Origin of the sequence: Chryseobacterium fluminis, assembly GCF_026314945.1 — a bacterium.
Taxonomy (GTDB): Bacteria; Bacteroidota; Bacteroidia; order Flavobacteriales; family Weeksellaceae; genus Chryseobacterium; species Chryseobacterium fluminis.
On sequence record NZ_CP111121.1, the window covers coordinates 2709939 to 2735924 of the forward strand.

A 25986-nucleotide genomic window follows, 5' to 3' on the forward strand; every position below is an offset into this window, starting at 1 on the left:
ATATAAAAAGGTACTTACGGTAGATTATAAATGTAATCATTTTTTAAACAGATTAAATAATATAGAACGGTAATTTTTTTTGGTAATGGAAACCGTGAAAGTGAAGCGTGGGAAAACAGGAATAACAGTAGTTTTGATTACGTATTATAACTATGATTGTATTAAGATATTCGATCAGTGACGAACGATGAAGTGGCGATTTAATTCAATAGAATAATAATCCCATCCAAACATCTGGGAGATTAAAAGGTCAGGAAATTTTTAGTGTTATAAATTAGATTTTAAGCTATGAAACAGCTTATGGTTTGTGAGGGTATCTGATGATTGGTGACATAAGGCGAAAAACTAATTTGAATCCTGCAATAAAGATTTTAATTTTAGGCTAAAGCCATTAAGCAAAGAAAATCTTTCGGGTAATTGCAAGCAGTAAATAAAAAAGGGACTTATTGGTATGCTGTCTTATATCTGTTGTCTGAAGTCTGACATCTAGTATCTAATATCTCATGTTTATCTTCTGGTTATAAAACGAAAAAAGTCTCATACAAATGAATGTATGAGACTTTTAATAAAAAACTGGCGGCGACCTACTCTCCCGCTTGTCGCAGTACCATCGGCGCTGGTGGGCTTAACTTCTGTGTTCGGAATGGGAACAGGTGAGCCCCACCGCTAAAACCACCCTAAATAAGGTATATCTTGTATCATGTCGGTTGTAATAGGTACCATGTATTGACATGATACTTTTTACTTTTTACATTTTACAAATTTTATCGGTAAATTTCATCACAAAGGCAAAACCAGTTCTGCACTTATAAGCACTTGTCTTATTATTAATTAATTAAAGTTAAGATTACAGCAACCAATAGGCTATAAATCTACGGGTAATTAGTACTACTCGGCTATGCTGTTACCAACTTTACACCTGTAGCCTATCAACGTTGTCATCTCCAACGACCCTTAAAAGATGTCTCATCTTGAGGCGAGTTTCGCACTTATATGCTTTCAGTGCTTATCTCTTCCAAACGTAGCTACTCAGCGGTGCACCTGGCGGTACAACTGATACACCAGAGGTTTGTTCAATTCGGTCCTCTCGTACTAGAATCAAGCCCTCTCAAACATCTAACGCCCGCAATAGATAGAGACCGAACTGTCTCACGACGTTCTGAACCCAGCTCGCGTGCCACTTTAATGGGCGAACAGCCCAACCCTTGGGACCTTCTCCAGCCCCAGGATGTGACGAGCCGACATCGAGGTGCCGAACCTCCCCGTCGATGTGAGCTCTTGGGGGAGACTAGCCTGTTATCCCCGGAGTACCTTTTATCCTATGAGCGATGGCCCTTCCATACGGAACCACCGGATCACTATGTCCTGCTTTCGCACCTGATCGACTTGTAGGTCTCACAGTCAAGCACCCTTATGCCATTACACTCTACGCACGGTTACCAAGCGTGCTGAGGGTACCTTTGAAAGCCTCCGTTACTCTTTTGGAGGCGACCACCCCAGTCAAACTACCCACCACGCAATGTCCTTCTGAAAGAAGTTAGGCTCCAAGTAAGTAAAGGGTGGTATTTCAACGTTGACTCCACAAACACTAGCGTGCCTGCTTCAAAGTCTCCCACCTATCCTACACATTACTTACTCAAAGTCAATACGAAGTTATAGTAAAGGTTCACAGGGTCTTTTCGTCCCATTGCGGGTAATCGGCATCTTCACCGATACTACAATTTCACCGAGCTCGTGGCTGAGACAGTGCCCAGATCGTTACACCATTCGTGCAGGTCGGAACTTACCCGACAAGGAATTTCGCTACCTTAGGACCGTTATAGTTACGGCCGCCGTTTACTGGGGCTTCAGTCAAACGCTTCGGTTACCCTAACGCCCTTCCTTAACCTTCCAGCACCGGGCAGGTGTCAGACCCTATACAGCATCTTTCGATTTAGCAGAGTCCTGTGTTTTTGATAAACAGTCGCCTGGGCCTCTTCACTGCGGCCAGCATTGCTGCTGGCGTCTCTTCTTCCGAAGTTACGAGACTATTTTGCCTAGTTCCTTAGCCACGACTCACTCGAGCACCTTAGGATTCTCTCCTCGACCACCTGTGTCGGTTTTGGTACGGGTTGCTTCACTTCGGCTTTTCTTGGATCCGATTTCACTATAACAGCTTCGCCCGAAGGCTAGGCCTTGACACTTCCGTCCGTCTTCAATAGCTACGTCGAACCGTCCCCTTTTTAGTGTGAGCAAGTATGGGAATATTAACCCATTGTCCATCCACTACCCCTTTCGGGTTCGCGTTAGGTCCCGACTAACCCTCAGCTGATTAGCATGGCTGAGGAAACCTTAGTCTTTCGGTGAGGGGGTTTCTCGCCCCCTTTATCGTTACTTATGCCTACATTTTCTTTTCTATCCGCTCCACAATACCTCACGATACTGCTTCGGCGCAAATAGAATGCTCTCCTACCAGATATAATAAAATTATAAATCCATAGCTTCGGTAATATGTTTATGCCCGATTATTATCCATGCCGGACCGCTCGACTAGTGAGCTGTTACGCACTCTTTAAATGAATGGCTGCTTCCAAGCCAACATCCTAGCTGTCAATGCAGTCCAACCGCGTTGCTTCAACTTAACATATATTTGGGGACCTTAGCTGTTGGTCTGGGTTCTTTCCCTCTCGGACATGGACCTTAGCACCCATGCCCTCACTGCCGCAGAACATTTATTAGCATTCGGAGTTTGTCAGGAATTGGTAGGCGATGAAACCCCCGCATCCAATCAGTAGCTCTACCTCTAATAAACTTTATTGCGACGCTGCACCTAAATGCATTTCGGAGAGTACGAGCTATCTCCCAGTTTGATTGGCCTTTCACCCCTACCCACAGGTCATCCGAAGACTTTTCAACGTCAACCGGTTCGGTCCTCCACTCTGTGTTACCAGAGCTTCAACCTGCCCATGGGTAGATCACAAGGTTTCGCGTCTAATCCTACTAACTATGCGCCCTATTCAGACTCGCTTTCGCTCCGGCTCCGGACCTGAAGTCCTTAACCTCGCTAGTAAAATTAACTCGTAGGCTCATTATGCAAAAGGCACGCCGTCACCCAACTTGTGGGCTCCGACCGCTTGTAGGCGTACGGTTTCAGGTTCTATTTCACCCTTCTATTCGAAGTGCTTTTCACCTTTCCTTCACAGTACTTGTTCACTATCGGTCTTTCAGGAGTATTTAGCCTTGGAGGATGGTCCCCCCATATTCAGACAGGATTTCACGTGTCCCGCCCTACTCATTTATCATCAAAATATACCTTTCGAATACCGGGCTATCACCGTCTACGGCCGCACTTTCCAGTACGTTCTTCTAAATATATAAAGACTTTTGGGCTAATCCGCTTTCGCTCGCCACTACTTACGGAATCTCTTCGATTTCTTTTCCTCCGGGTACTTAGATGTTTCAGTTCTCCGGGTTTGCTTCTTAATGTAAACATCAAGATGACATGTCTTCAACATGCCGGGTTGCCCCATTCGGACATCTCGGGATCTATTCGTGTGTGCCAATCCCCCGAGCTTTTCGCAGCTTACCACGTCCTTCTTCGCCTCTGAAAGCCTAGGCATCCGCCATACGCCCTTAACGATTTCTTTCCTATTTTTAGGTTACTCAAGCACTTATAAGTGCTCGGTTTTCTCTTTGTGATGTCTTTACCGTTAATGTCAATGATCTTAAATCTTGTAATCATGTAATCCCGAAATATGTACTAATGACGGCTCCGTCATTATGTAGAATATACATTTCCGTAAAATTACCCTCATACATCATACGTATGTACTTACCGTACACCATACAATACGTGGAGAATAAGGGAGTCGAACCCTTGACCTCCTGCGTGCAAGGCAGGCGCTCTAGCCAGCTGAGCTAATTCCCCCTCTAGTAGAAATTTTAAATTCTAAATGATAAATTTTAAATGAAAACAATATGTTATAATCTAAAATCTATAATTTAAAATCTGCAATTCCCTTCAATTAGTAGTCTCGGGCAGGCTCGAACTGCCGACCTCTACATTATCAGTGTAGCGCTCTAACCAGCTGAGCTACGAGACTTCGTTATAATTTTAAATCTTAAATTGAAAATTTTAAATAACTTTTAAATCTAAAATTTATAATTTATAATCTAAAATCTCTTGTTCCCTGTTACTAATCTCTAGTGGGTGTGTATTTTTATATATATAGCAACCAAATAAAAAACTAAAGCTTCGCTTTAAGTAAGTGCATGGTACATTGAAGTACCTTAATTTTGTTTATTCTCGTCCGAAAACGAGACTCTAAAATGAGATGTTCCAGCCGCACCTTCCGGTACGGCTACCTTGTTACGACTTAGCCCTAGTTACCTGTTTTACCCTAGGCAGCTCCTGTTACGGTCACCGACTTCAGGTACCCCAGACTTCCATGGCTTGACGGGCGGTGTGTACAAGGCCCGGGAACGTATTCACCGCGCCATGGCTGATGCGCGATTACTAGCGATTCCAGCTTCATAGAGTCGAGTTGCAGACTCCAATCCGAACTGAGACCGGCTTTCGAGATTTGCATCACATCGCTGTGTAGCTGCCCTCTGTACCGGCCATTGTATTACGTGTGTGGCCCAAGGCGTAAGGGCCGTGATGATTTGACGTCATCCCCACCTTCCTCTCTACTTGCGTAGGCAGTCTCACTAGAGTCCCCAACTTAATGATGGCAACTAGTGACAGGGGTTGCGCTCGTTGCAGGACTTAACCTAACACCTCACGGCACGAGCTGACGACAACCATGCAGCACCTTGAAAATTGCCCGAAGGAAGGTCTATTTCTAAACCGATCAATTCCCATTTAAGCCTTGGTAAGGTTCCTCGCGTATCATCGAATTAAACCACATAATCCACCGCTTGTGCGGGCCCCCGTCAATTCCTTTGAGTTTCATTCTTGCGAACGTACTCCCCAGGTGGCTAACTTATCACTTTCGCTTAGTCTCTGAAGCATAAAGCCCCAAAAACGAGTTAGCATCGTTTACGGCGTGGACTACCAGGGTATCTAATCCTGTTCGCTCCCCACGCTTTCGTCCATCAGCGTCAGTTAAGACATAGTGACCTGCCTTCGCAATTGGTGTTCTAAGTAATATCTATGCATTTCACCGCTACACTACTTATTCCAGCCACTTCTACCTTACTCAAGACCTGCAGTATCAATGGCAGTTTCACAGTTGAGCTGTGAGATTTCACCACTGACTTACAGATCAGCCTACGGACCCTTTAAACCCAATAAATCCGGATAACGCTTGCACCCTCCGTATTACCGCGGCTGCTGGCACGGAGTTAGCCGGTGCTTATTCGTATAGTACCTTCAGCTACTCTCACGAGAGTAGGTTTATCCCTATACAAAAGAAGTTTACAACCCATAGGGCCGTCGTCCTTCACGCGGGATGGCTGGATCAGGCGCTAACCCATTGTCCAATATTCCTCACTGCTGCCTCCCGTAGGAGTCTGGTCCGTGTCTCAGTACCAGTGTGGGGGATCACCCTCTCAGGCCCCCTAAAGATCACTGACTTGGTAGGCCGTTACCCTACCAACTATCTAATCTTGCGCGTGCCCATCTCTATCCACCGTAGTTTTCAATATCAATTGATGCCAATTAATATATTATGGGGTATTAATCTTCCTTTCGAAAGGCTATCCCCCTGATAAAGGCAGGTTGCACACGTGTTCCGCACCCGTACGCCGCTCTCTCTGTCCCGAAAGACAAATACCGCTCGGCTTGCATGTGTTAGGCCTCCCGCTAGCGTTCATCCTGAGCCAGGATCAAACTCTCCATTGTATGTTTGTTCTGACTCACTCAAAGTTTTGACGCTTTAGTTTTTCCTTACTTGGTTGTTATATTGTATTTCAATGATCTCTATTCTTCCGCTCCTACTTTAGCTAATTTCTGTCATTTCGCTTTATCGTATTTGCGTGTGCAAAAGTAAAAATAAATTTCTAATTGACCAAATGTTTTTTAAAGAAAATTTAAAGTTTTTTGTTAACCCTAATATCCTCTCAAACCCTCAATCCTTCTACTCCTGCGCTCCCGTTTTACCGGACTGCAAAGATACTAAAAAATTTAAACTCCGCAACTTTTATCATCTAAAAATTAAAAAGTTTTTATCTCATGTATCCGTAGATATCAGTTCTATATTCTCCGCTCCTTAAAGCTCTTCTGCGCTACCGAACCAATCCTGGTTTTTCAGTGCCGCAAAAGTACACCCTTTATCCTATACCATCCTAATTTATTTAACATAATATTAATATTGAGTTCATATTTGACGGTAAATATCTGATTTTCCGGGATATTAATTTTGGAGGCTAGAGGCTAGAGGCTAGAGGCTAGAGGCTAGAGGCTAGAGGCTAGAGGCTAGAGGCTAGAGGCTAGAGGCTAGAGGCTAGAGGCTAGAGGCTAGAGGCTAGAGGCAAAAATAATCGTTGTAGGGAAGATGAAAGTATTTTTCTTATTCTTTATATATAAACCTCATAGGTTTTGAAAACCTATGAGGTTTGGATAAAGGTCTTTTCCTTATTATATATACTTTGTACTGATTCGAATACCGGAATTGATTTTATCCCACTACCCTAGCCACGATAGAAGCATTTGTCTGAGCTCATTTTCGTGAATTCGGGCGGCAAAGCCGCCCGAATTCACGAAAATAGCGAGTGCGGATAGCGTGATTAAGCTCCTCAATTAAAAAAAGCAACGTTAATTACGCTGCTTTTCTTCATTATAGATGGTACTTAAAAATTCGGCATATGATTTTTCCAGGCTTATGATATCTCCGCTTTTCAGGTTAAGACCTCCGACACCGGATTCATCCGCTTTGATCTTTGTCGCTGAAATCTGAAAATACTGATTTCCTTCATCTGACTTTGGTTGTAGTCTGATGGTAGATCCCAGCAGCTTTTTAGTAGAGATGGTATATATCTTTCCGGGAATTACTTTTAGGATAAGATATGATCTTGGGGAGATTTCGTAATCCGTACGGTTTATACTGATCTTTTGATTTTTTTCTGATGATGCAAATAAGTACACATAACCCGTCTGATTTAGTAATTTTTCCTTTGGAAGATAATACAGGGACAACCTGTAGTTTGCAGGATTAAAGTCCTGCGGACTTCCGTCTATATTTTCAAAGGGCTTTAAAGTAAAAGTATTGGCCCCGATTTCTTTTGCTTTTTTATAGATTAATGAAAAAACAGCTGCATCATCTTTTGCGAATCCCTGTACCTCTACGTCTCCCAGATATTGGGCATTTACGTTTTCTTCACTTATTTTATATAAAAATTTATCTGTGTTATCATTTGTTTTTTCAACTTTCGTCAGATACACATTCTGGGCACTGAAAAGCCGGACAAATAAGACCAACGCGATAATTACTAGGTTCTTCATTATATATTGTACTATTTTACGAGGATATTAATACATTCTTCCAGACTATTTTCCCAATGTCTGGTTTCAACTTTGTAGACTTCCTCTATTTTGTCCAGACACATCGTACTTCTTTTCGGTCTCTTTGCAGGTGTTGGATATTGCTCGGTTGTCAAAGCATTTAATTTTACCGAAGATTCTGAAAAATCAGCAATTTTCCGGGCAAACTCAAACCATGTTGTTTCCGGATAGTTTGAGAAATGAAAAATGCCATAGGTTTTTTGAGGCGCTTCGATGACAGTCATGATTGCTTCTGCCAAATCATTGGCATTCGTCGGCTGTCCGAATTGATCTCCCACGATTCCCAATTCTTCTTTTTGAGAAAAAAGGTTCAGCATTGTCTTTACAAAATTCTTGTTAAATTCCGAATATAACCAGGATGTTCTGAGAATAATGGTTTCCGGATTGTTCTCTAATGCCAGTTCTTCACCTTTCAGCTTAGATTCACCGTAAACTCCGACAGGATTTGTGAAATCATCTTCTGAATAGCAGAGATTTGTATCGCCATCGAAAACATAATCGGTAGAAACGTGGATGAAAGTTGCTTTATTGTCTTTACAAGCCTGAGCCAGATATCCCACTCCATCCGCATTAACCGCAAAAGCTTTTTCTCTTTCTTTTTCTGCCAGGTCTACTGCTGTATATGCCGACGCATTGATACAGAAATCCGGCTTTTCGCTGTTAAAAAAATTATTGATCTGATCTTCGTTTGTAATATCCAATGTCTGTGAATCTGTAAATACAAATTCATAGTCTAATTCGAAATCGGGAGCGATTTTTCTAAGGCAGTTTCCCAACTGACCATTTCCTCCAATTACCAGTATTTTTTTCATTATGAATTTTTTGCGTTTTGTGATCTTAAAAATTTAACTCTTGACTGAAAATCTTTCTGCTCTAAATCTACATAGAATTTATGAAAAGTCTCCTTAATATCTTCTGGGTGTACTTCTGATTTTCTGGTTTTGATATTAAAATAAATAACCGTTACCCAAAGAACAGCATGAATTGTTTTTTCGTCTGCACTTTTCATGAGGATTTCAACTTTGGCAGTCCTGTCCTGTACTTCGATTGTTTTGCTGCTGATGACAACCTGGGTATTATACCGCACTTCTTTAAGGTAAGCTATTTCGTTCTGAATGGCAATCCACGTACATCCGGTTTTCTTTGTATATTCTTCATAGGTAAAACCATAAAATGTTTCCACGTGGTCTTCTCTGGCATTAAACATATAATCCAGATATTTGACATTATTTAAATGTCCTATCGGATCACAATCGCTGAATCTAACTTTAACCGTGGTTGATACTTCTCTTTCCATCTGGCAAAAATAAAAAAACCACCTCTAAAAGAGATGGTTATTTTATAAATGTTTTTAGTTTTATGAAAACTTTTATCCAAGATCTTCATTAAAGCTAGCGTTTCCTACTCTGGTTACAACAGCACCTTCCTGTCCACAAAAGATATCACCTCCCAAATAAAGTGTAACCGTGCTACTACATTGATTTCCTACGCAACAAGCATAAACACCCGAAGGTACTAATTGTCCTCCTTTGATTGTTTTTAACCCATCTCTTGAAATTTTCTTTAAATTTTTCATTTTATTAATTTTTATGTTTAATACTGAAACAAATGTATAAATAATTTCTTGGCGCAAGAATATGATATGATGTTAAAAATTTGTTAAATAATTCACAGTACGGATACTTATATTAAACAAAAATTATGTGCCATAATTACAATAAAAAAACCATCTCCAATTGAGATGGTTTTATAAATCTTTGTTAATTTCCAAAATTATTGGATTCCTAATTCTTTTTTCACAGCTGCAGTAGCATCAGGACCGTTTTTGTATACAAAAGCAGAAGAGTTAGCATCCATGATATAGTCATATCCGCTGGCTTTAGCTACTTTAGACACAGCATCGTTTAACTTTTTCTCGATCGGTTCGTAAGCGGTATCCTGCTTAGCTACGAAATCTTTCTGAGCTTTGTCACTCATTTGTTGAATTTCTTCACGTAACTTTCCTATTTCAGCTTCTCTTGCTTTGTTTTCTTCAGCTGTTTTCTTAGGAGCTTCTTCAGTATATTGCTTTAACTTAGCCTCACCTGCATCCGCTCTTTTTTTGATTTCAGCCTGCTTAGTATCTAAGAATGCTTTAAGATCGGCATCAGCCTTTTTCTTTTCAGGCATTGCGTTAAGAACACCTATCACATCTAAAGTTGCAATTTTTTGAGCCTTTGCCATACCTACTGATACAACCATCATTACTGCTGCAAATAATACACTTAATTTTTTCATAATTGGTAAAATAAATAATTTAATTTTTCTTTTGATTGTAAATTTAGGTAAAAGTTAATTGATGAATTACTTTTTACCTTTATTTGTTTTTTTCTCCTGTTCTGTACCTTTTAACAAAATGTCCAGTACTTTATCGGTATAATCGAACCTTTTCTGGAGAAAAATAACATTAACGTTATTGCTTTTGTCAAGAACTATTCCCAATCCGTTTTTCTCGGACATGGCCTTAATGGCGTTCCAGATCTGATCCTGAAAGGGCTGCACGAGGTTTGTTCTCAGTTTGGCAATCTCTCCCGTGTTTCCAAAGCGCAGACTGGTAGTTGTTTTAATATTCTTATCCAGATCCATCACTTCTTTTTCTCTCAGCTTCAACTGGTCTCCTACCAATAATACCTTTTCACTTTCGAATGCAGATCTTTTTTTCATACTCTGCCTGAAGACTCTGTAATTCTGACTGCCAGGTATCGATCTGCGAATTTAATCTTGCTTCCGCTTCTTTATACTGAGGCATTTTATCCAAAATATATTCGGTATCTACCACTCCTACTTTCTGTGCGTTCGTAAAACTAAACAGCAGGAAGAGTATACATGTGAAAATGATTTTTAAGTTCTTCATATGTTATTATAATGATTGGTTCATTAAGAAGTGTGTCTTCCAACCTGAAGGTTCTGTTCCGCTTATCGTCTTATCAAATCCATAAGCAAAGTCAAACCCGATCAAACCAAATGCTCCCATATAAACTCTTACCCCGACTCCTACCGATCTTTTCAATTGGAAAGGATTATAATTACTCCAGGAGTTCCATACATTTCCTCCTTCTGCAAATGTTAAGGCGTAAATTTTAGCGGTCTGGTTCAGAGAAATCGGATATCTCAGTTCCAATGTGAATCTGTTGTAAATGGTACCTCCTCCTTTTGGAGTAATATCATCAATAGTTCCTCCATAAGTGGATGCATTTTCGTACCCTCTCAACGGGATCAGTTCTCTACCGTCAAATCTACCTCCGAATAAACCGGTACCTCCTACATAGAATCTTTCAAATGGCGGCGCTCCAAGTTCTTTGTTATATCCATCCATGAATCCCATTTCAGCAGAAGATCTTAAGACCAATTTACCAACAATCTCGTTATAAACATCTGCCTTGAACTTTACTTTATAGAATTCCATCCACTTATATTTGTCCGTAGGGCTCATTGTAGAGTAATCTTTATTGCTGAACAATGAATATGGCGGAGTGAATTTTACAGAAGCTTCAATATTAGAACCTGTCGTAGGGAATATCGGATCTATTCCGGCAGAGTTTCTGCTTAATCCTATATTAATACTCAGGTTATTGGCACTACCGTAATATTCTGTCGTGTCACCAAATTCAAACGGGTAGTTGCTGAAGTCATACTTCTGATACTGAAGACCAGTATACAATGAGAAATAATCATCCGGCCACTTCAGTAATCTGTTTAAACCTACGGAAGCAGAGAAAATATTTAATTTCTGAGGAATTCCGGTACCATCTGTAGAAGAATATCTTACTCTTGAGTTATTTAAGCTTACAGAAAGTGCAGTCGGTCTTGTTCCGAACAGCCATGGTTCCGTGAATGAAACCCCATAGTTCTGGAAGTATTGCCCTGCCTGAGCCTGAATAGATAAGGTCTGTCCGTCCCCTTGCGGTACGGGTCTGAAATCTTTAAATTTCAGGAAGTTTCTCAGTGAGAAGTTATTGAATGTTAATCCTAACGTTCCAATAAAACTGTTTCCTCCGTAACCTGCCTGTAACTGAACCTGGGAAGATCCTTTTTCAACCAGTTTCCAATTGATATCCACCGTATTGTCCTGCTGGTTGGGATTGATATCCTGACCTACCTGCTGGGGATCAAAGAATGACATCCCTGCTAAATCAAAATATGTTCTTTTGATATCACTTTTTGCAAAAAGACTTCCGGGTTTGGTTCTCAAAGATCTTAGAATAACATGGTCATGAGTGGTAACATTTCCTTGCCATGTTACGCGGTTCCATGTCGCTTTTTCTCCTTCATTGATCCGGATTTCAAGATTTATCTTGTCCCCGTCAACTGATTTTTCAACCGGTGTTACATTCGAGAAAAGGTATCCGTTATTCATGTACACAGATTTGATATCAGAATCATCTTCTTTACCTCCATCTTCTCCTACTTTTTTGTTGAAACCCACGGCATCGTAGATATCTCCTTTTTTATATCCTAAAAGTCTCTGTAAATAATCTGTAGCATATACAGTATTACCTGTAAAGGTAACATCTCCTATATAATATTGCTTTCCTTCTTTAAGTTTTACGTCTATTTCGTAATTATTTCTTTTATTTCTCCATACAGAGTCAGAAACAATGGCAGCATCTCTATATCCCAGAGAGTTGTAATAGCTGATAAGGCTTTGCTTGTCTTCCTGGTATTTTTCTTCGATGAATTTAGATGACTTTAAGATCCCTCCAATACCAAATCTTTTCTGTTTTGTTTCTTTAAAGGCTTTTTTCCGAAGCTTGCTGTCGGTAACCGCCTGGTTTCCTTCAAATTCGATATGATCGATTTTAACCTTTTTGCCTTTATCTACATTTATTGTCCAGTCCACCAAGGCAGGGTCACCTGCATTTACTTTATCCTGGATGGTGATTTTAGCATCGGCAAAACCTTTCTTAACATAATCTTTAGGAATATTTGTCTTAAGACTTGAAACTAAATTCTGGGTAATCTTGGTACCCGGCTTCAGATTGTTGTCTTTCGCGAGTTTTTCGTTTTTAGACTTACCGATTCCTTTTCCAGTAAATTTCACCTCACCCAGCTCTTTCAAGTCTTCTAAGTAGAATCTTAAAACTACAGTTTCGCCTTCAATACTCTGTACGTATACTTCCACTTCCGAGAAAGATTGAGTGTCCCAAAGTTTTTTAACGGCGTTACTAATTTTTTGCCCTGGGATATCTACACTTTCGCCTTTAGTTAAACCAGTAAATCTCAGGATTTGCGCTGGTGTATACTTTTTAACCCCATCTACAACGATGTCTTTAAGTGTATAAGTTCCTGCCTGGTTCTCTGCATGCACGGGATTATTCACTTTTGTGCTGTCCTGTGGCGTTACCTGTCCATAAAAATGTGCAGAAGCAACAAACATAATGATGGGTAATAGTCTAAACTTCATTTTATCGTAGTCTTTCTTTTCTTAAATTTTACTGAGCTTTTATTTGTTCCCCGGTCAATCCGTATCTTCTTTCTTTGTTTTGATAATCTACAATACACTGAAAGAAAATATCTTTTGAAAAATCAGGCCATAAAACATCTAAAAACTGTAGTTCTGCGTAGGCGATCTGCCAAAGGAGAAAATTGCTTATTCTTATTTCGCCACTGGTTCTGATAAGTAAATCAACGGGGGGAAAATCTTTTGTATAAAGATAGTTTTCGAATAGTTTTCCATCAATATCCTCCACTTCAATCTTTCCATCCTTCACATCAGAACTTATATTTTTTACGGCATTCAGGATCTCCTGTTGGGAGCCATAGCTTAATGCTAATACCAAATTACCTTTTGTGTTTTCTTTTGTAAGTTCTACCACCCGAAACAACTGTTCTTTTACAAGAGGTGGCAGCTGATCAACATTTCCGATAACATGCATTCTCAAGCCTTTACTAAAAACCTCTTCAGCTTCTAACAATAAGGTTTCTGCAAGCAGATTCATCAATGTATTCACTTCCTTTGCGGGACGGTTCCAGTTTTCAGAAGAAAAAGTATACAGCGTTAAATACGGAATATTGATTTCATTACACGCATTAATAGCGTTTCTCACTGCATTAATAGCATTTTTGTGACCGAAAGTTCTATCTTCGTCACGAGATTTTGCCCATCTTCCATTGCCATCCATAATAATGGCCACATGTTTTGGTAAATTCTCAGAATTTATTTTATCTTTTATCAACGACATCTTATTAATCACAATAGCATGGTGGTCTTCCGAAAGAATAGGTAAGTCCTAAACTTACGGTATTCATCCAATCTTTAGACTTTAAATCACCAACATTTCTTTCTCCAATAATAGCAGCTTCTCTTTCTTTTGACACTACATAGTAGGCATCAGACTGAAGCAGCGACCCTCCTGTACCGGGGTTCAGAATATCGCCGTTATACGTTGAGATTACATCTTTACTTTGTATCTGGCTGTAGTCTAACTGGTCTGTAAGTGTATATCTAAATGTAGCCTCTGCAAAAATAGCCCAGCTATAATTAAATTTATATTTCAGTCCTACTCCGAACGGAATATGAACCGTGGTTTTGGTCCCCGTAGTATATTCTGCGGTTGTGGTAAAATCCAGCTCATTGATAGGCGCTTGTGCCACTCCATCTGCATCTCTTCTGAAATCGTTAACCAGAGTTGCTTTCGGAGCATCGAACATCAATGCACCTACTCCACCGAAAATATAGGGGCTAAGCATTCCTTTCTGTTCGTTATTTACAGGGAAGAAATTATATTCAAACGTTAAACTTGCTTCATATACATTATTTTTACCAACTCCATTTCTATTTCTTCTATAATCTTCCTTTGCAGCTTTGTCACTAAACTGTATTTGGTTATACCCTAGGTCTAATCTCACGGTCTGATGTGGGTTAAAATTAAATCTGTATAAAATACCTCCATAAAATGGCACTCCCCAATCTGACGTTCTATTTAAATCCAATGGCTTTTGTAAAATATAATTCGTTCTTCCAATATCACCCACCAGGTTACTCATACCCAGACGAACTCCAAGCTCGTTTCTTTGTGCTTTAACACTTACCAAAGTTCCCAGGGCGGCAAGGAAGCTAAACAATAATTTTTTATTCATAAAAGAATATGGATTTATGGTTATTTTAAAAATTAATTTTTGCAAATATAAAACTTTTTTATATTAATGATATTCTTAATGTTTAGTTAAAAATAAACAAAAAAACATAATTTGTTATAAAGTAAACGGCAAAGTCACAAATTTATTCTTTTTTTCATAGAATCAAAGCAAGTTGTATACAATAAACCCCCATTACATGAGGGTTTATTATATATTAGTTTCTGTTGAGTATTGTCCTTACCTTATTTCTGATCCTGATTAACAGGGGCTCTTTATAGTTTTTGTCTTCGTCAAAATAACCATAGCCATAGCCATAGCCGTAACCATATCCGTACCCATATCCATAGCCCTGTTTCGTATTATAATCGTTATACACCATCCCCAGGTGCTCAATTTCATTACTGTGATACTTCTCAGTAATCATTTTCAGCATATATTTTTCGGTATATTCATGACGCACCACATAAATATTGGCATCAGAATATTTCATCAGCTCATAAGAATCTGCAACAAGTCCTACAGGAGGAGAGTCGATAATGATAAAATCATAGATGGTCCTTAGCTCTTCGATAAATTCTACATTCTTCCTGCTCATTAAAAGCTCGGAAGGGTTTGGCGGAATCGGACCGGAAGTAGCTACATCAAGATTTGATATTCTTGTTTTATTGATAATCTCATCTATCCCCACTTCACCGGTAAGATAGTTGGAAATACCATATTTATTATCAATTTTAAAGTCTCCGAAAATTTTCGGTTTTCTCAAGTCCATTCCCAGAAGGATCGTTTTTTTATCACTAAGTCCAAGAACAGAAGCCAGGTTAATGGAAACATAGGTCTTTCCTTCACCACCAATAGAAGAAGTGACAAGGATCACTTTACTTTTTCCATCCTCATTCATTAGGAATCTCATATTGGCCCTGATTCCGCGGAAGGCTTCAGAAACAGAAGATTTAGGATGTCCCAGAACGGTAAGCATGTCTTCGCTGTTATTATTCCCGACCACTCCCAATAAAGGAATTCTTGTAGCATTTAATAATTCCTTTATATTTCGGATTTTATTATCCAATAGCTCTCCGATTAAGATGAAAAGCAACGGCAGCAACAGTAATCCGCCGAAAATGGCAAGCTTTACACCCTTCACATTCGGTCCGATGGGAGGCTGCCCTACATTTTTGGCAGGGTCGATCACACTTATATCCGATTGATTGGCAGCCATTTTCATCTGTGTATCATTCTGCCTGCCCAGCAAGCTGTTATACGTCGCTTCGATCATATTGTAGGTTCTCTCCGCATCAAGGTATCTGCGTTCTTTTTCCGGATAAGAATCCAGGTCGGAATTGGCTTCAGATACATCATTGTTGATCTTGTTGATTTGTGTGAAATACTTGTTATAATATGCTCGCAATGAACCGGAAGAGCTCATTTTCGCCTCATTAATAAGCCTGTTGATTTCTTTCATAGGCTCAGAATTCGGTGTATAAATAGCCGCTAATTCCCGTCTCTTGAGATACAGAGCCTTTAATTCTGTAACTGATGCCGTGAACGTTCCATCTTCAAAACCTGCAGCGGTAGTGCTTATCATTCTGTCGAAATTCTGGCTTTCCAGTGTATTTTTGATCTCATTCAAAGATGAGATCTTACTTAACAGATCTGCTTTCTCGGCTTCAAGCTCTTTAATTCTGGTTAAAGATTTTTCATCTCTGTCCTTAATATCATAAAGCTTTTCTGAAGTCTTCAGATAATTGAGGACATTAGCACTTGAGTCCAGTTTTTTTCCGATTGTCGAGAGATTTCCTTTTAAATAAATTTCTGTATTTTTATCTACCAGCATTCTATCGGCAAGCCTCTTCTTCTGAAGCTGGTTTACGGACATATTTAAAAAGTTAACCGTACTGTTAAGATTATAGCCTGTTTTCGAAATAATCATAATCGTACTGATCTCTTTATCAAAATCTACATTCACGGTAGAAACGATGTCATTTACCGATTGGTTTACAGAACTCAGATTAATGATGATATTATCCAGTTTAAGTTTTGGACTTACCTGATTTTTAATTAATCTGAATCTAAGGTTGGGGGTCGTATACCACTCTCCTGTTTTTATAATTTTGTTTGCGGGCCTTTCGTAGCTGTTAATATTCTGGAAACCTTCTATTTCGTAGTTGTATAAGTTTGTGGATTGTCCCTCTTCCGGAAGGACAACTTCATAAGAACCATTTCCCTTCGGCAGTAAAGTGATCGGATAATTGATCTGTTGAAGATGCTTCTTGTCAACCTGTAAAAAAACCGGTGAATCATCTTTATCCAGATACGTAGATTTAATCATTCCCTTGGTAGAATAATTTACAAAAAGGTCGAGTTCTTTAACCAAAAACTCGTTGTGAGTTCTTGATAAAAGCATTTTCTTCAGATAAATACCGTCCTGATTTCCTCCCTGCCCCCAGATGAAATTAATCGACTGATTGGGTGTAAAATAGCTTGAAGTATTATTGGATACACTCAATGAAAGATTGGAGGAATAAATATTCTGTGCGTAATATTTGCTGTACACCCATGAGATGGCGTACCCGATACAAAGCATAAAAACAAACCAATACCAATTTTTAAGAAGCCTCCTTATAAAATGCTCAATATCAAAAAGAGCAAAAGATCCGTATTTTTCCTTTTGAGAATCTATTTTCTCTACAGCAGTATCTTTTTCTGGAATCATGACTAAAGGTTTTTAAGCAATAAATAAATTGATAATGCCGTAGTGATGACAGACACTCCCGTTATTAAAGTCTGAACCGGGTCTTTTCCGAATCCGTTGAGACTTTTCGCCCTGGTATTCAGATAAATCTCATCTCCGTTCTGTACATAGTAGTAAGGGGAATTCATAATATCTTCACGGGTAAGGTCTATTTGGGCTACTTTGATTCCTTCAGGTAATTTTCTGTGAATAACCACTGTTTTTCTGTCGACTGTTCTGTTTAAGCCTCCGTTTATTGCTAATGCTTCAGTAATGGTCAAAGTATTTTTATGGGCTACTTTTTCACCTGTAACGCCTGTAGTTTCAACATCCCCAAGGATATAATAGGTAATACCATCTGTATTTAATCTTACCTCAGATTTTCCTTCCTGAAAATTTTCATTCACCTTGTCCTGGATTTCCTGAGAGACTTCTTCAATGGTTCTTCCTTCTGCTTTAATATATCCAATACCGAATACATTAATATCTCCTTTGGAATCTACTTTCAATCCGTTAAAGTAAAAAACAGAGTTCCCTCCCTGGCTTCCTGAAGAACCGGTAATTCCGGCCCGTCCGCCCGAGCTGGCTACCGTATTCGTCGTAGGAGCCTGTGTACTTCCTGAGGTGTTAAGTGAGGAGTAAAACTGTGCTGCATCTCCTTTTGGAGTAGTCACAATATTAAGGTTTAAAATATCATTTTTAGTAATCCGATAAACCGGTATATTGTAAGGAATAAGGCCTTCCTCATTAATCACCAGGCTTTCGCTTGGCTGCATATACCGCACATCCTTTGTTGTAATACAAGATGTCACTAAAAAGGGTAATATCAAAAGGTATAAATACTTATAATTCTTCATCATATTTCAAGTTGTTTGCAAAAATAAAGATTAATTATTAGTCTTTTTATTTTTCTTCGTAAGATAAATAAAATCTGGTATATAAGCTCCTAAAAAACCCAGTGATACAATAACGGCCAATAGCAGGTTTATATTTATATGCCTAAAATAATAGGCCACAGATACGATAAAAAGATAATAAACGATGATATAGAAACTTGATCTTCTGTGGGTAAGATTCAGTTTTAAAAGTTTGTGGTGGATATGGTTCTTATCTGCGTCAAAAGGAGATTTTTTATTGATAAGTCTCACAATGATCACATTCAGGGTATCTACAATCGGCAGTATTAAAATGGCAACGGCGATCACCGGTGCTGATTGCAGATGATACCTGGGCACATTGGGAAGAGCCCTATCTATAAAGATATTGATAAAGCAAATGGATGTAAAAGCAAGCAGGAAACCCAGCAACATCGATCCTGTATCTCCCATGAATATTTTACTGGTGCGGTAATTTGAAAGATTGTAGTACAGAAAAGCCAGAACAGCACCTATAATAACTGCGGATAAAACGACCAGCGGATAATTATATTCTCCCAATCTATAATAACTGATCCCGAAAAGAATACTGCAGATAATAGAATATCCTCCGGCTAAACCATCGATTCCGTCAATTAAATTAAACGCATTGATCAGAATAATAAAAGTGACGATACTGAAAACAACACTTATAATATATTTGAGTTCATAGATTCCCAGTATACCGAAGAGACTTCTAATCCTGATATCTGATCCGATCACGATAAGTGATGAAACCACGATCTGAGCAACTAATTTCTTATAAGCCCTCATTACCACTATATCATCCATAACTCCGATATAAAGAAGAATGACCATTGAAGCGAATAAAAACTTGTACAGATCAAAAAGCTCATAGGCAAAGATGGATGCAGATATCCCGATGGAATAAAATATGGCGATTCCTCCCAAATTAGGAATTTTTCTGATATGGGAACTCCTCATACCCGGCTCATCCATAAGATTTTTCCTTCTGGAAATCTTAATAATCGTAGGCACGGAAAAAAATGTGATTAGAAAGGAAAATATAAAACCGAGTCCTATTTTCACATAGAAGATAGGAATTCCTGACTGGCTTAAGAACAATTCAAAATTTTTCATTTTTTTCTACTCAAGTACATTTTGTTTTATAAATAACTGTTAGACAATTCAATAAAATCTTACAGTTAAGATTTCTACCGAATCGAAACAATAGTACTTACATTTGTGTTTACATTAACTTTCTTATCAGCTTCTTTTGTCCTGCAAAAAAAAGCAGATAATATATCTTTTTTTCAGGGGCAAAGATAAAAGATAATTTTTATCAAAACGACTATAATTCAATATATCTTTAATTTTTATATTTCTTTCCTTCACAAAAAGCTCTAATTCAGCAGACATATTATAAAATATCTCTTCTTTTTCAACATATGCTAAATACGCTAAAAAGGAGTAGACCCCTTCAAAAATCTGGAAATTTCTGAGTTCATTGTGTTTATTGGAGTATTTTGAATCTTTAAAGGCAGTTTCTACATTTTTCACCGCATTCAGAATATCTAATCCCCTCTCAGTATGGGTTTTTGTAATAGAATCCGTACGTTCAAGATACTGATAATGAAAATTCTGTGTCTGAGCAATGGTATCACATTCTAAAAGTAGCTGTGGAATGAGCTGTATATCTTCAAAATGAATTCCTTTTTTAAATCGTCTCTCCTTAAATAAGTCTTTATGAAAGATTTTATTGCAGGCAAAATAACTCAGGTCTGAAAAAACGGAGAAATTACGCTCCAGATCTATTTTTTCCGGCATATTCGGGATCTGTGTGAGCTTCTGGGTAATCGTCCCATGCTGATTCACTTTCTGAATGTTGCAGATCACCATTTTAGAATGATGCTTTTCTGCCAGATCCAGCATTTCTTCAAACATCGTGGGAGTTACGTAGTCATCACTGTCGACGAAGCCTATATAATCTCCTGTAGATCTGTCGAGCCCGAAATTACGGGCGTCGCTTAAGCCTCCGTTTTTTTTGCTGAAGGCTTTAATTTTTTCAGGATACTTATGAGCATAATCCTGAATAATCTGCTCAGAATTATCTTTACTCCCGTCATTAACAACGAGAATCTCCATATGTCTGACTGTCTGATTAACCAGGGAGTCCAGACATTTTGCCAGGTAATGCTCTACATTGTAAACGGGAACAATAATGGAAACTTTTGAGGGAACATGTGTCATAAATTAAATTTTCGTCAGTCGTGCATTCAGCCATCCTTTTTTAGCTTCATCAAAATCTTTGCGGGAACAGGGAATACAGTTTTCTATATTTTCATCATCACCAAAATACCACAGGTTACTGAAAGTATCACGTTTAAAAGCGTACTGTCTGTCATCAACGAGCACATAAAATATTTCGTAATATCTTTCTTTAGGATGGGATCTCTGAATATTAATTCCTTCAATCAGGTACCAGATCATCTGTGCAAGAAGCTGGTGGTTAAGCTGGTTTTCAGAATAGATGTTATAATTAAAAATTCCTACAGACTTCAGATTTTCGCTTAACCCTATTTCTTTCATATAAGCACAGATCTCTCTGCGGTTTAATCCGTTCACCTGCGGATTCATCGAAAAGGGTTCACTGAAACTTTCCACTGCATCACAATTTACCGTTACCAGGTCTGCTTTTCTGAAGAAAGGTTCTGTTTTTTCAGTGGAATTCATCATTTCGGCGAGACGAACAATGTCGAATTCTACTTCTTTGATCAGACGGATGGAATCTGTTTGGTTTAAATGTTTCTGATATCCTAAATGATGATAATTTTTAATTGAAAAGTTTTTAGATCCTAAGATTTTACTTAAAAAGGTATGCTCATTAATGTTCTCATCCTGATTAAGAGCAATAATATTGCTGATCTGTGTATAATTAATACTGTTCTGGTGGAGGTTCAATCCTGAAAATAAGGAATACGCAAAATCGTTCGAGCCACCAATAATAACCGGAATCGCTCTTCTATGATGACAGGCAGATAATACCTCCTGCAGAATATAGTGAGAATCCTGAACGGATTTTCCTGAAACCAGATCTCCCAAATCGACAACGGGAATCTCAAAATCCAGCTGCGAAAGTTTATAAAACTCTTTTCTGATCCCCGTAAAGTCCTGCACTTCTGCATCGCCGCCTGCGCCTCTGTAATCGGAAATAAACAGCAGAACAATACTATCTTCTTTTATATCTTTGGTAATACGGCTCCCGATCTGCCAGTTTTCGGTTTTGAAATTTCTTGGTGAAATGATAAAATCTTCAAAATTCATGCTTATTCTGTCTAATTTACTTTACTCAAACCAGATTCGTCTTTCAACAGCCTGTATTCTACAGCCATATTTTCAGGTATATAAAATACAAAACTGTCTTTGGACTGATACTTTTCCGTTACGGGTTCATTATAAACCTTTTTGGACATTTTTTTGCCACCGCACTTTTCGTTGCTGTAAATCAGAATCTGATAATCTGATGATGCTTCATAATACGAATTGCTTCCATAGGTCTTTTTCTGGAATTTATTTTCCATTTTAGCCGTATGGCAATCCTCCATTTCTTTATTGATGGTAAGATAAAACTCTACCTTGTACTTTTTTTCATTTGCATTTTTCGGTAAGTTCACATTTACCCTCGTGAACCCTCTTCTGGCCCCCGGATAATAATTTTCCTGAGAAAAACATATATTAAATAAAAAAACTAAAAACAGCGTGTACAGGAACTTCATTAAAAAACATTTTCACAAACTTACAAAAAACCTCATCAAGTTGAAATTGTAACATAATTTTTATGCATAAAAAAACCATCAACAAATTGTTAACGGCTTTATACGGATCGGCTTTGTCATCGTTTCAAACTGTGATAAATTCTATTTTAAGATCTCAAATACAAAAGCCGTTGAAGTTTCAAAATCCCCGCCCTGTGTTGCCCCGAATAAGAACCGGGGTTTTTCCCCGTTTTTATCAGGTAAAAGCATAGGCCGTTCTAATCTTCCGAATCGTTTTAAATGTTTCGGAGGATCGGGTTCATTGACATAATTTCCCATACTGAGATAAGCAATTTCGGGCTTTGACCAATATAGACCATTTTTTGTTGTTAAATGCAAACCGTACGCATGGTTAAAAAATCCCATGTCGCGGGCTACCATATGAAACTTTCCTTTTTGTTTCCAGATAAAAGCATCTTCCAGCTGGGCATTATCAGGCAGTGACGAAAAATCGATCACCGGATTTTCAGGAACTTTTATGTAGGGTCCTTTTGGAGAATCGGCTTTTGCCACTCCGTATTTCCGGTTTCCCCTTACGCTGCCTTTCTGCGTTTCATATTCTCCGGTATTCCAGGATTTATAAAACAGCCAGTATTTACCATCATTTCCTTCTACAAAAGCCGGATTTGTTGTGCAATGATCGTCCCACGAACCTTCTTTTCCGGGAAGAAGCAGAGGTTCTTCCGGACGGGTCCAGATGCCACTAAGACTTTTTGCAGTTGCCAATCCGATCCTTTTGGTATTTGTTTTTCCATTGGAATTTCCCATAAAGAATAAATAATATTCATCTCCTACTTTTTTAATCAGAGGGTTATGGCAGGTGGTAGCATCCCAGAATTCTCCACCTCTTGGCGCCAGGATAACCTGCTTATGTTCAAACTTGTGCCATGGCGAATCTGCTTCTGCACGGCAAATTTCAGAACCGTTAAGCCATCCGCCCATTCCTTTTTCTTTTTTCCATCGCGAGTAAAAGAGATGAACTTTCCCGTCTTCACCCCAGATCGGAGAACTGCACCAGATATAATATCCCTCAAGGGAAAACTGCCGGCCGATCGGTTTCAAATCGAAATAAGGTTTTTCTTCTGAAGCTAATAAACGGGTAAACGACGATCCAAAAACAACAGCTGTGATTCCTAAAGCTGATGTTTGCAGGAATTCTTTGCGCGTGAAAGGCTTTTCCATAGCATTTATTTGAAGCTAATTTAGCAGAAGCCTGTAGATTGAGTATCCTGCGGTTTCGGGTAGACCTCCAATTCAGCAAAAACATAATTATCCGATTGAGTAATTATTGAGCCAAGGACAACACCCATCTGAGGATCAGCCAGGAACTATACAAAAAACCCCTTTTGAAATGCTCAAAAGGGGCCTGTACTATTTAAATATAACGGTCTATTTTTTTGCTGCCGGTTTCTTAGCCGCTGGCTTTTTCGTTGCTGTGGTTTTTTTAGCCGCCGGCTTTTTCTTTTCTGCAAATGCTTTGGGATCCTGATCGGTAATCCACTTTTTCACCTCATCCAGAGAAAGTTCCTTCAGCTCATCTGCTTCATATTTGGTATCATCAGCTTTTTTCGGAATCTTGAACATGGCCTTACCGAATTTAATGAAGGGGCCCCATCTTCCGTTTTCGATGGAAATTTTTTCTTTTTCCCACTGCTGGATATACCGGTTGGCCTCTTTTTCAAGCTTAGCATCAATTAATTCGTTAATATCGCTTTGAGAAAGATTATCAAAATCGTATCGCTTCGGAACGTTGACGAAAATACTCTGATATTTGATAAAAGGTCCGAATCTTCCGGTTCCTTTAGTTACAGGTTCGCCTTTGTAAGTTGCTATCGGAGCGTCGGCAACTTTCTTTTCGTTGATGATTTCCTCGGCCCGTTTCTGATCGATTGAAAGAGGATCTTCTCCTTTAGGAATACTGATGTACGTTTCCCCCCATTTCACATAAGGTCCGAATCTCCCTACGCCTACAGAAACCGGATTTCCATCGATCTCATTCAGATCAAAGGGAAGTTTAAATAACTCCAAAGCTTCTTCAAAGGTAATGGTTGCTATATTCTGCCCGGCCATTAGTGAGGCAAAAATAGGTTTTTCTTCATCTTCGGTTTCCCCAATCTGGATCATTGCCCCGAATCTTCCGATCCTGGCATGCACATTTTTACCTGTTTTGGGATCAACACCTAAAAGCCTGTCGCCTGTCGCACGATCTGCATTTTCTTCTACATCTTCAATTCTCGGGTGGAACTTTGAGTAGAAATCCGTCATCATTTCTTTCCACTTCTGATCACCATTGGCAATTTCGTCGAAACTTTCTTCAACTCTCGCTGTAAAACCATAATCCAAGATTTCTTTAAAATTATCGGTCAGGAAATCACTTACCACTTCACCGGTATCGGTGGGAAGGAATTTATTTTTATCTCCTCCGAATTTTTCGTCAAGGACTTCTTTTTTGATTTTATCTTTTGCCAGAGAAATTTTCACTACTTCTCTTGTCTGTGGCTCCACTTCTCTCTTATCGACATACTCACGATTCTGAATCGTCTGAATCGTCGGTGCATAAGTCGAAGGACGACCGATTCCCAGCTCCTCAAGCTTTCTCACCAATCCAGCCTCCGTATATCTCGCACTGGGTCTTGTAAATTTTTCTGTAGCCGTAATTTTTTTATACGCTAACGTTTCTCCTACCCTTACTTTCGGAAGCAGCTTTTCATTGTTCTCCTCATCTTCCTCTTCTGTCTTTACAATTCCGTATGCTTTTAAGAAACCGTCAAAAATGATGACTTCTCCCTGTGCTTCAAAATGCTGGGGAAGTTTTTCATCTCCGATTTCTATGACTGTTTTCTCAATTTTGGCATTAGCCATCTGCGAAGCCAGTGTTCTTCTGTAAATAAGCTGGTATAATCTGTTTAACTGAACATCACCAATGCTTTTCACCGCAAAATCCGTAGGACGAATCGCCTCGTGAGCTTCCTGCGCAGAAGATGATTTGGTGGTATAGTTTCTCGGTGAAGAATATTCTGCACCGTATTCTGATGTAATCTGTTTTTTTGCTCCTTCAATCGCCTCCTGAGAAAGATTTACCGAATCGGTTCTCATATAGGTAATATATCCTTCTTCATACAGTCTTTGGGCAAGACGCATGGTGTTGGTGACATTATACCCTAACCTGGATGATGCTTCCTGTTGTAGTGTCGAAGTTGTAAAAGGAGCAGAAGCAGAACGCGTACCAGGCTTTGTTTCAACATTCAGCACTTTGAAATCTGTGGTTCTTGCCTGTTCCAGGAATTTTTCAGCGTCTTCTTCTTTATTGAAGTCTTTTTTAAGTTTAGCAGCAATTTCCTGCTCATTTTTATTCTGGAATATCCCATCTACTTTGAAACTTGCCTTCGGAATAAATTCACGGATCTCTTTTTCTCTTTCAACAATTAAACGTACTGCAACAGACTGAACTCTTCCTGCAGACAATCCCGGTTTTACTTTTTTCCAAAGCACCGGAGACATTTCGAAACCTACGATCCTGTCTAGCACCCTCCGTGCCTGTTGGGCATTCACCAGATTCTGATCTATATCTCTTGGATTATCAATAGCTTTCAGAATGGCATTTTTTGTAATCTCATGGAAAACAATTCTTTTCCGGTTTTCCGGCTTGAGCTTCAGTTCATCTGCCAGGTGCCAGGCAATAGCTTCTCCTTCACGGTCTTCATCGGAAGCCAGCCATACCATCTCAGCCTTCTTTACTGCAGCTTTTAATTCTGTTACTAATTTCTTCTTGTCGGCAGAAACTTCATAATCAGGAGTAAATGTTCCCAGATCAATTCCCATTCCTTTTTTAGGCAGATCACGGATATGACCGAAGCTGGATTTCACATCGAAATCCTTCCCTAAATATTTCTGAATAGTTTTTGCTTTGGCCGGAGACTCAACGATTACTAAATTTTTCGACATTCTAAAAATTTTTTGCAAAAG

16 protein-coding genes, 2 tRNA genes, 3 rRNA genes and 1 pseudogene are annotated in these 25986 nt (G+C 39.0%); all 22 read right to left on the reverse strand.

The window, feature by feature from the left end; genetic code table 11:
• Positions 1–571 precede the first annotated feature (571 nt).
• The 22 genes and pseudogenes from rrf to topA all read right to left on the reverse strand — a co-directional run bounded on the left by rrf (position 572) and on the right by topA (position 25965).
• Positions 572–680 (reverse strand): 5S ribosomal RNA (gene rrf / locus ODZ84_RS12355).
• Positions 681–862: 182 nt separating this feature from the next.
• Positions 863–3626, reverse strand: a 23S ribosomal RNA gene (locus ODZ84_RS12360).
• A gap of 207 nt (positions 3627–3833) precedes the next feature.
• Positions 3834–3907 (reverse strand) — tRNA-Ala (locus ODZ84_RS12365).
• Between the two features lie 101 nt (positions 3908–4008).
• Positions 4009–4082: transfer RNA gene (locus tag ODZ84_RS12370), tRNA-Ile, on the reverse strand.
• Positions 4083–4306: 224 nt separating this feature from the next.
• A 16S ribosomal RNA gene (locus ODZ84_RS12375) occupies positions 4307–5824 on the reverse strand.
• Together the 16S, 23S and 5S rRNA genes with 2 tRNA genes alongside form the textbook arrangement of a ribosomal RNA operon.
• 912 nt (positions 5825–6736) lie before the next feature.
• Entirely contained in the window at positions 6737–7423 is a 687-nt protein-coding gene (locus ODZ84_RS12380) for a hypothetical protein (RefSeq protein WP_266172616.1), read from the reverse strand.
• A gap of 11 nt (positions 7424–7434) precedes the next feature.
• On the reverse strand, positions 7435–8295 hold the full coding sequence (gene rfbD, locus ODZ84_RS12385) for a dTDP-4-dehydrorhamnose reductase (protein WP_266172617.1): 861 nt from the start codon (positions 8293–8295) through the stop codon (positions 7435–7437).
• Positions 8295–8780, reverse strand: coding sequence for an acyl-CoA thioesterase (locus ODZ84_RS12390; RefSeq protein ID WP_266172618.1), 486 nt, complete (start codon positions 8778–8780; stop codon positions 8295–8297). The genes rfbD and ODZ84_RS12390 overlap by 1 nt, the downstream gene beginning before the upstream one ends.
• Before the next feature lie 72 nt (positions 8781–8852).
• On the reverse strand, positions 8853–9059 hold the full coding sequence (locus ODZ84_RS12395) for a bacteriocin-like protein (RefSeq protein ID WP_266172619.1): 207 nt from the start codon (positions 9057–9059) through the stop codon (positions 8853–8855).
• Positions 9060–9256: 197 nt separating this feature from the next.
• A complete protein-coding gene (locus tag ODZ84_RS12400; protein ID WP_266172620.1) occupies positions 9257–9760 on the reverse strand; it encodes an OmpH family outer membrane protein in 504 nt (167 codons plus the stop codon).
• 66 nt (positions 9761–9826) lie between these two features.
• Positions 9827–10376, reverse strand: a pseudogene (locus tag ODZ84_RS12405) (OmpH family outer membrane protein).
• Positions 10377–10382: 6 nt separating this feature from the next.
• A complete protein-coding gene (bamA, locus tag ODZ84_RS12410; protein ID WP_266172621.1) occupies positions 10383–12926 on the reverse strand; it encodes an outer membrane protein assembly factor BamA in 2544 nt (847 codons plus the stop codon).
• Between the two features lie 28 nt (positions 12927–12954).
• Positions 12955–13704, reverse strand: coding sequence for an isoprenyl transferase (locus ODZ84_RS12415; RefSeq protein ID WP_266172622.1), 750 nt, complete (start codon positions 13702–13704; stop codon positions 12955–12957).
• A gap of 4 nt (positions 13705–13708) precedes the next feature.
• Positions 13709–14602 carry a type IX secretion system protein PorG gene (porG, locus tag ODZ84_RS12420; RefSeq protein WP_266172623.1) on the reverse strand — a complete coding sequence of 298 codons (894 nt, stop codon included), beginning with the start codon at positions 14600–14602 and terminating at the stop codon, positions 13709–13711.
• Between the two features lie 214 nt (positions 14603–14816).
• Positions 14817–17312: an exopolysaccharide transport family protein gene (locus ODZ84_RS12425; protein WP_266172624.1), complete on the reverse strand. Its 2496-nt coding sequence runs from the start codon at positions 17310–17312 to the stop codon at positions 14817–14819.
• Positions 17313–17314: 2 nt separating this feature from the next.
• Positions 17315–18190 carry a polysaccharide biosynthesis/export family protein gene (locus tag ODZ84_RS12430; RefSeq protein WP_266172626.1) on the reverse strand — a complete coding sequence of 292 codons (876 nt, stop codon included), beginning with the start codon at positions 18188–18190 and terminating at the stop codon, positions 17315–17317.
• A 27-nt stretch (positions 18191–18217) separates the two neighbouring features.
• A complete protein-coding gene (locus tag ODZ84_RS12435) occupies positions 18218–19345 on the reverse strand; it encodes a glycosyltransferase family 4 protein (RefSeq protein WP_266172627.1) in 1128 nt (375 codons plus the stop codon).
• A 126-nt stretch (positions 19346–19471) separates the two neighbouring features.
• Positions 19472–20455, reverse strand: a complete 984-nt coding sequence (locus tag ODZ84_RS12440) for a glycosyltransferase family 2 protein (protein ID WP_323136709.1) — start codon at positions 20453–20455, stop codon at positions 19472–19474.
• Positions 20456–20458: 3 nt separating this feature from the next.
• The gene (locus ODZ84_RS12445; RefSeq protein ID WP_266172629.1) at positions 20459–21529 is read right to left on the reverse strand and encodes a formimidoylglutamase; all 1071 of its coding nucleotides are present in this window, start codon (positions 21527–21529) and stop codon (positions 20459–20461) included.
• 11 nt (positions 21530–21540) lie between these two features.
• Positions 21541–21981: an ecotin family protein gene (locus tag ODZ84_RS12450; protein ID WP_266172630.1), complete on the reverse strand. Its 441-nt coding sequence runs from the start codon at positions 21979–21981 to the stop codon at positions 21541–21543.
• Positions 21982–22122: 141 nt separating this feature from the next.
• Positions 22123–23202: a glycoside hydrolase family protein gene (locus ODZ84_RS12455; RefSeq protein ID WP_266172632.1), complete on the reverse strand. Its 1080-nt coding sequence runs from the start codon at positions 23200–23202 to the stop codon at positions 22123–22125.
• 207 nt (positions 23203–23409) lie between these two features.
• On the reverse strand, positions 23410–25965 hold the full coding sequence (topA, locus tag ODZ84_RS12460; RefSeq protein ID WP_266172634.1) for a type I DNA topoisomerase: 2556 nt from the start codon (positions 25963–25965) through the stop codon (positions 23410–23412).
• Positions 25966–25986 lie beyond the last annotated feature (21 nt).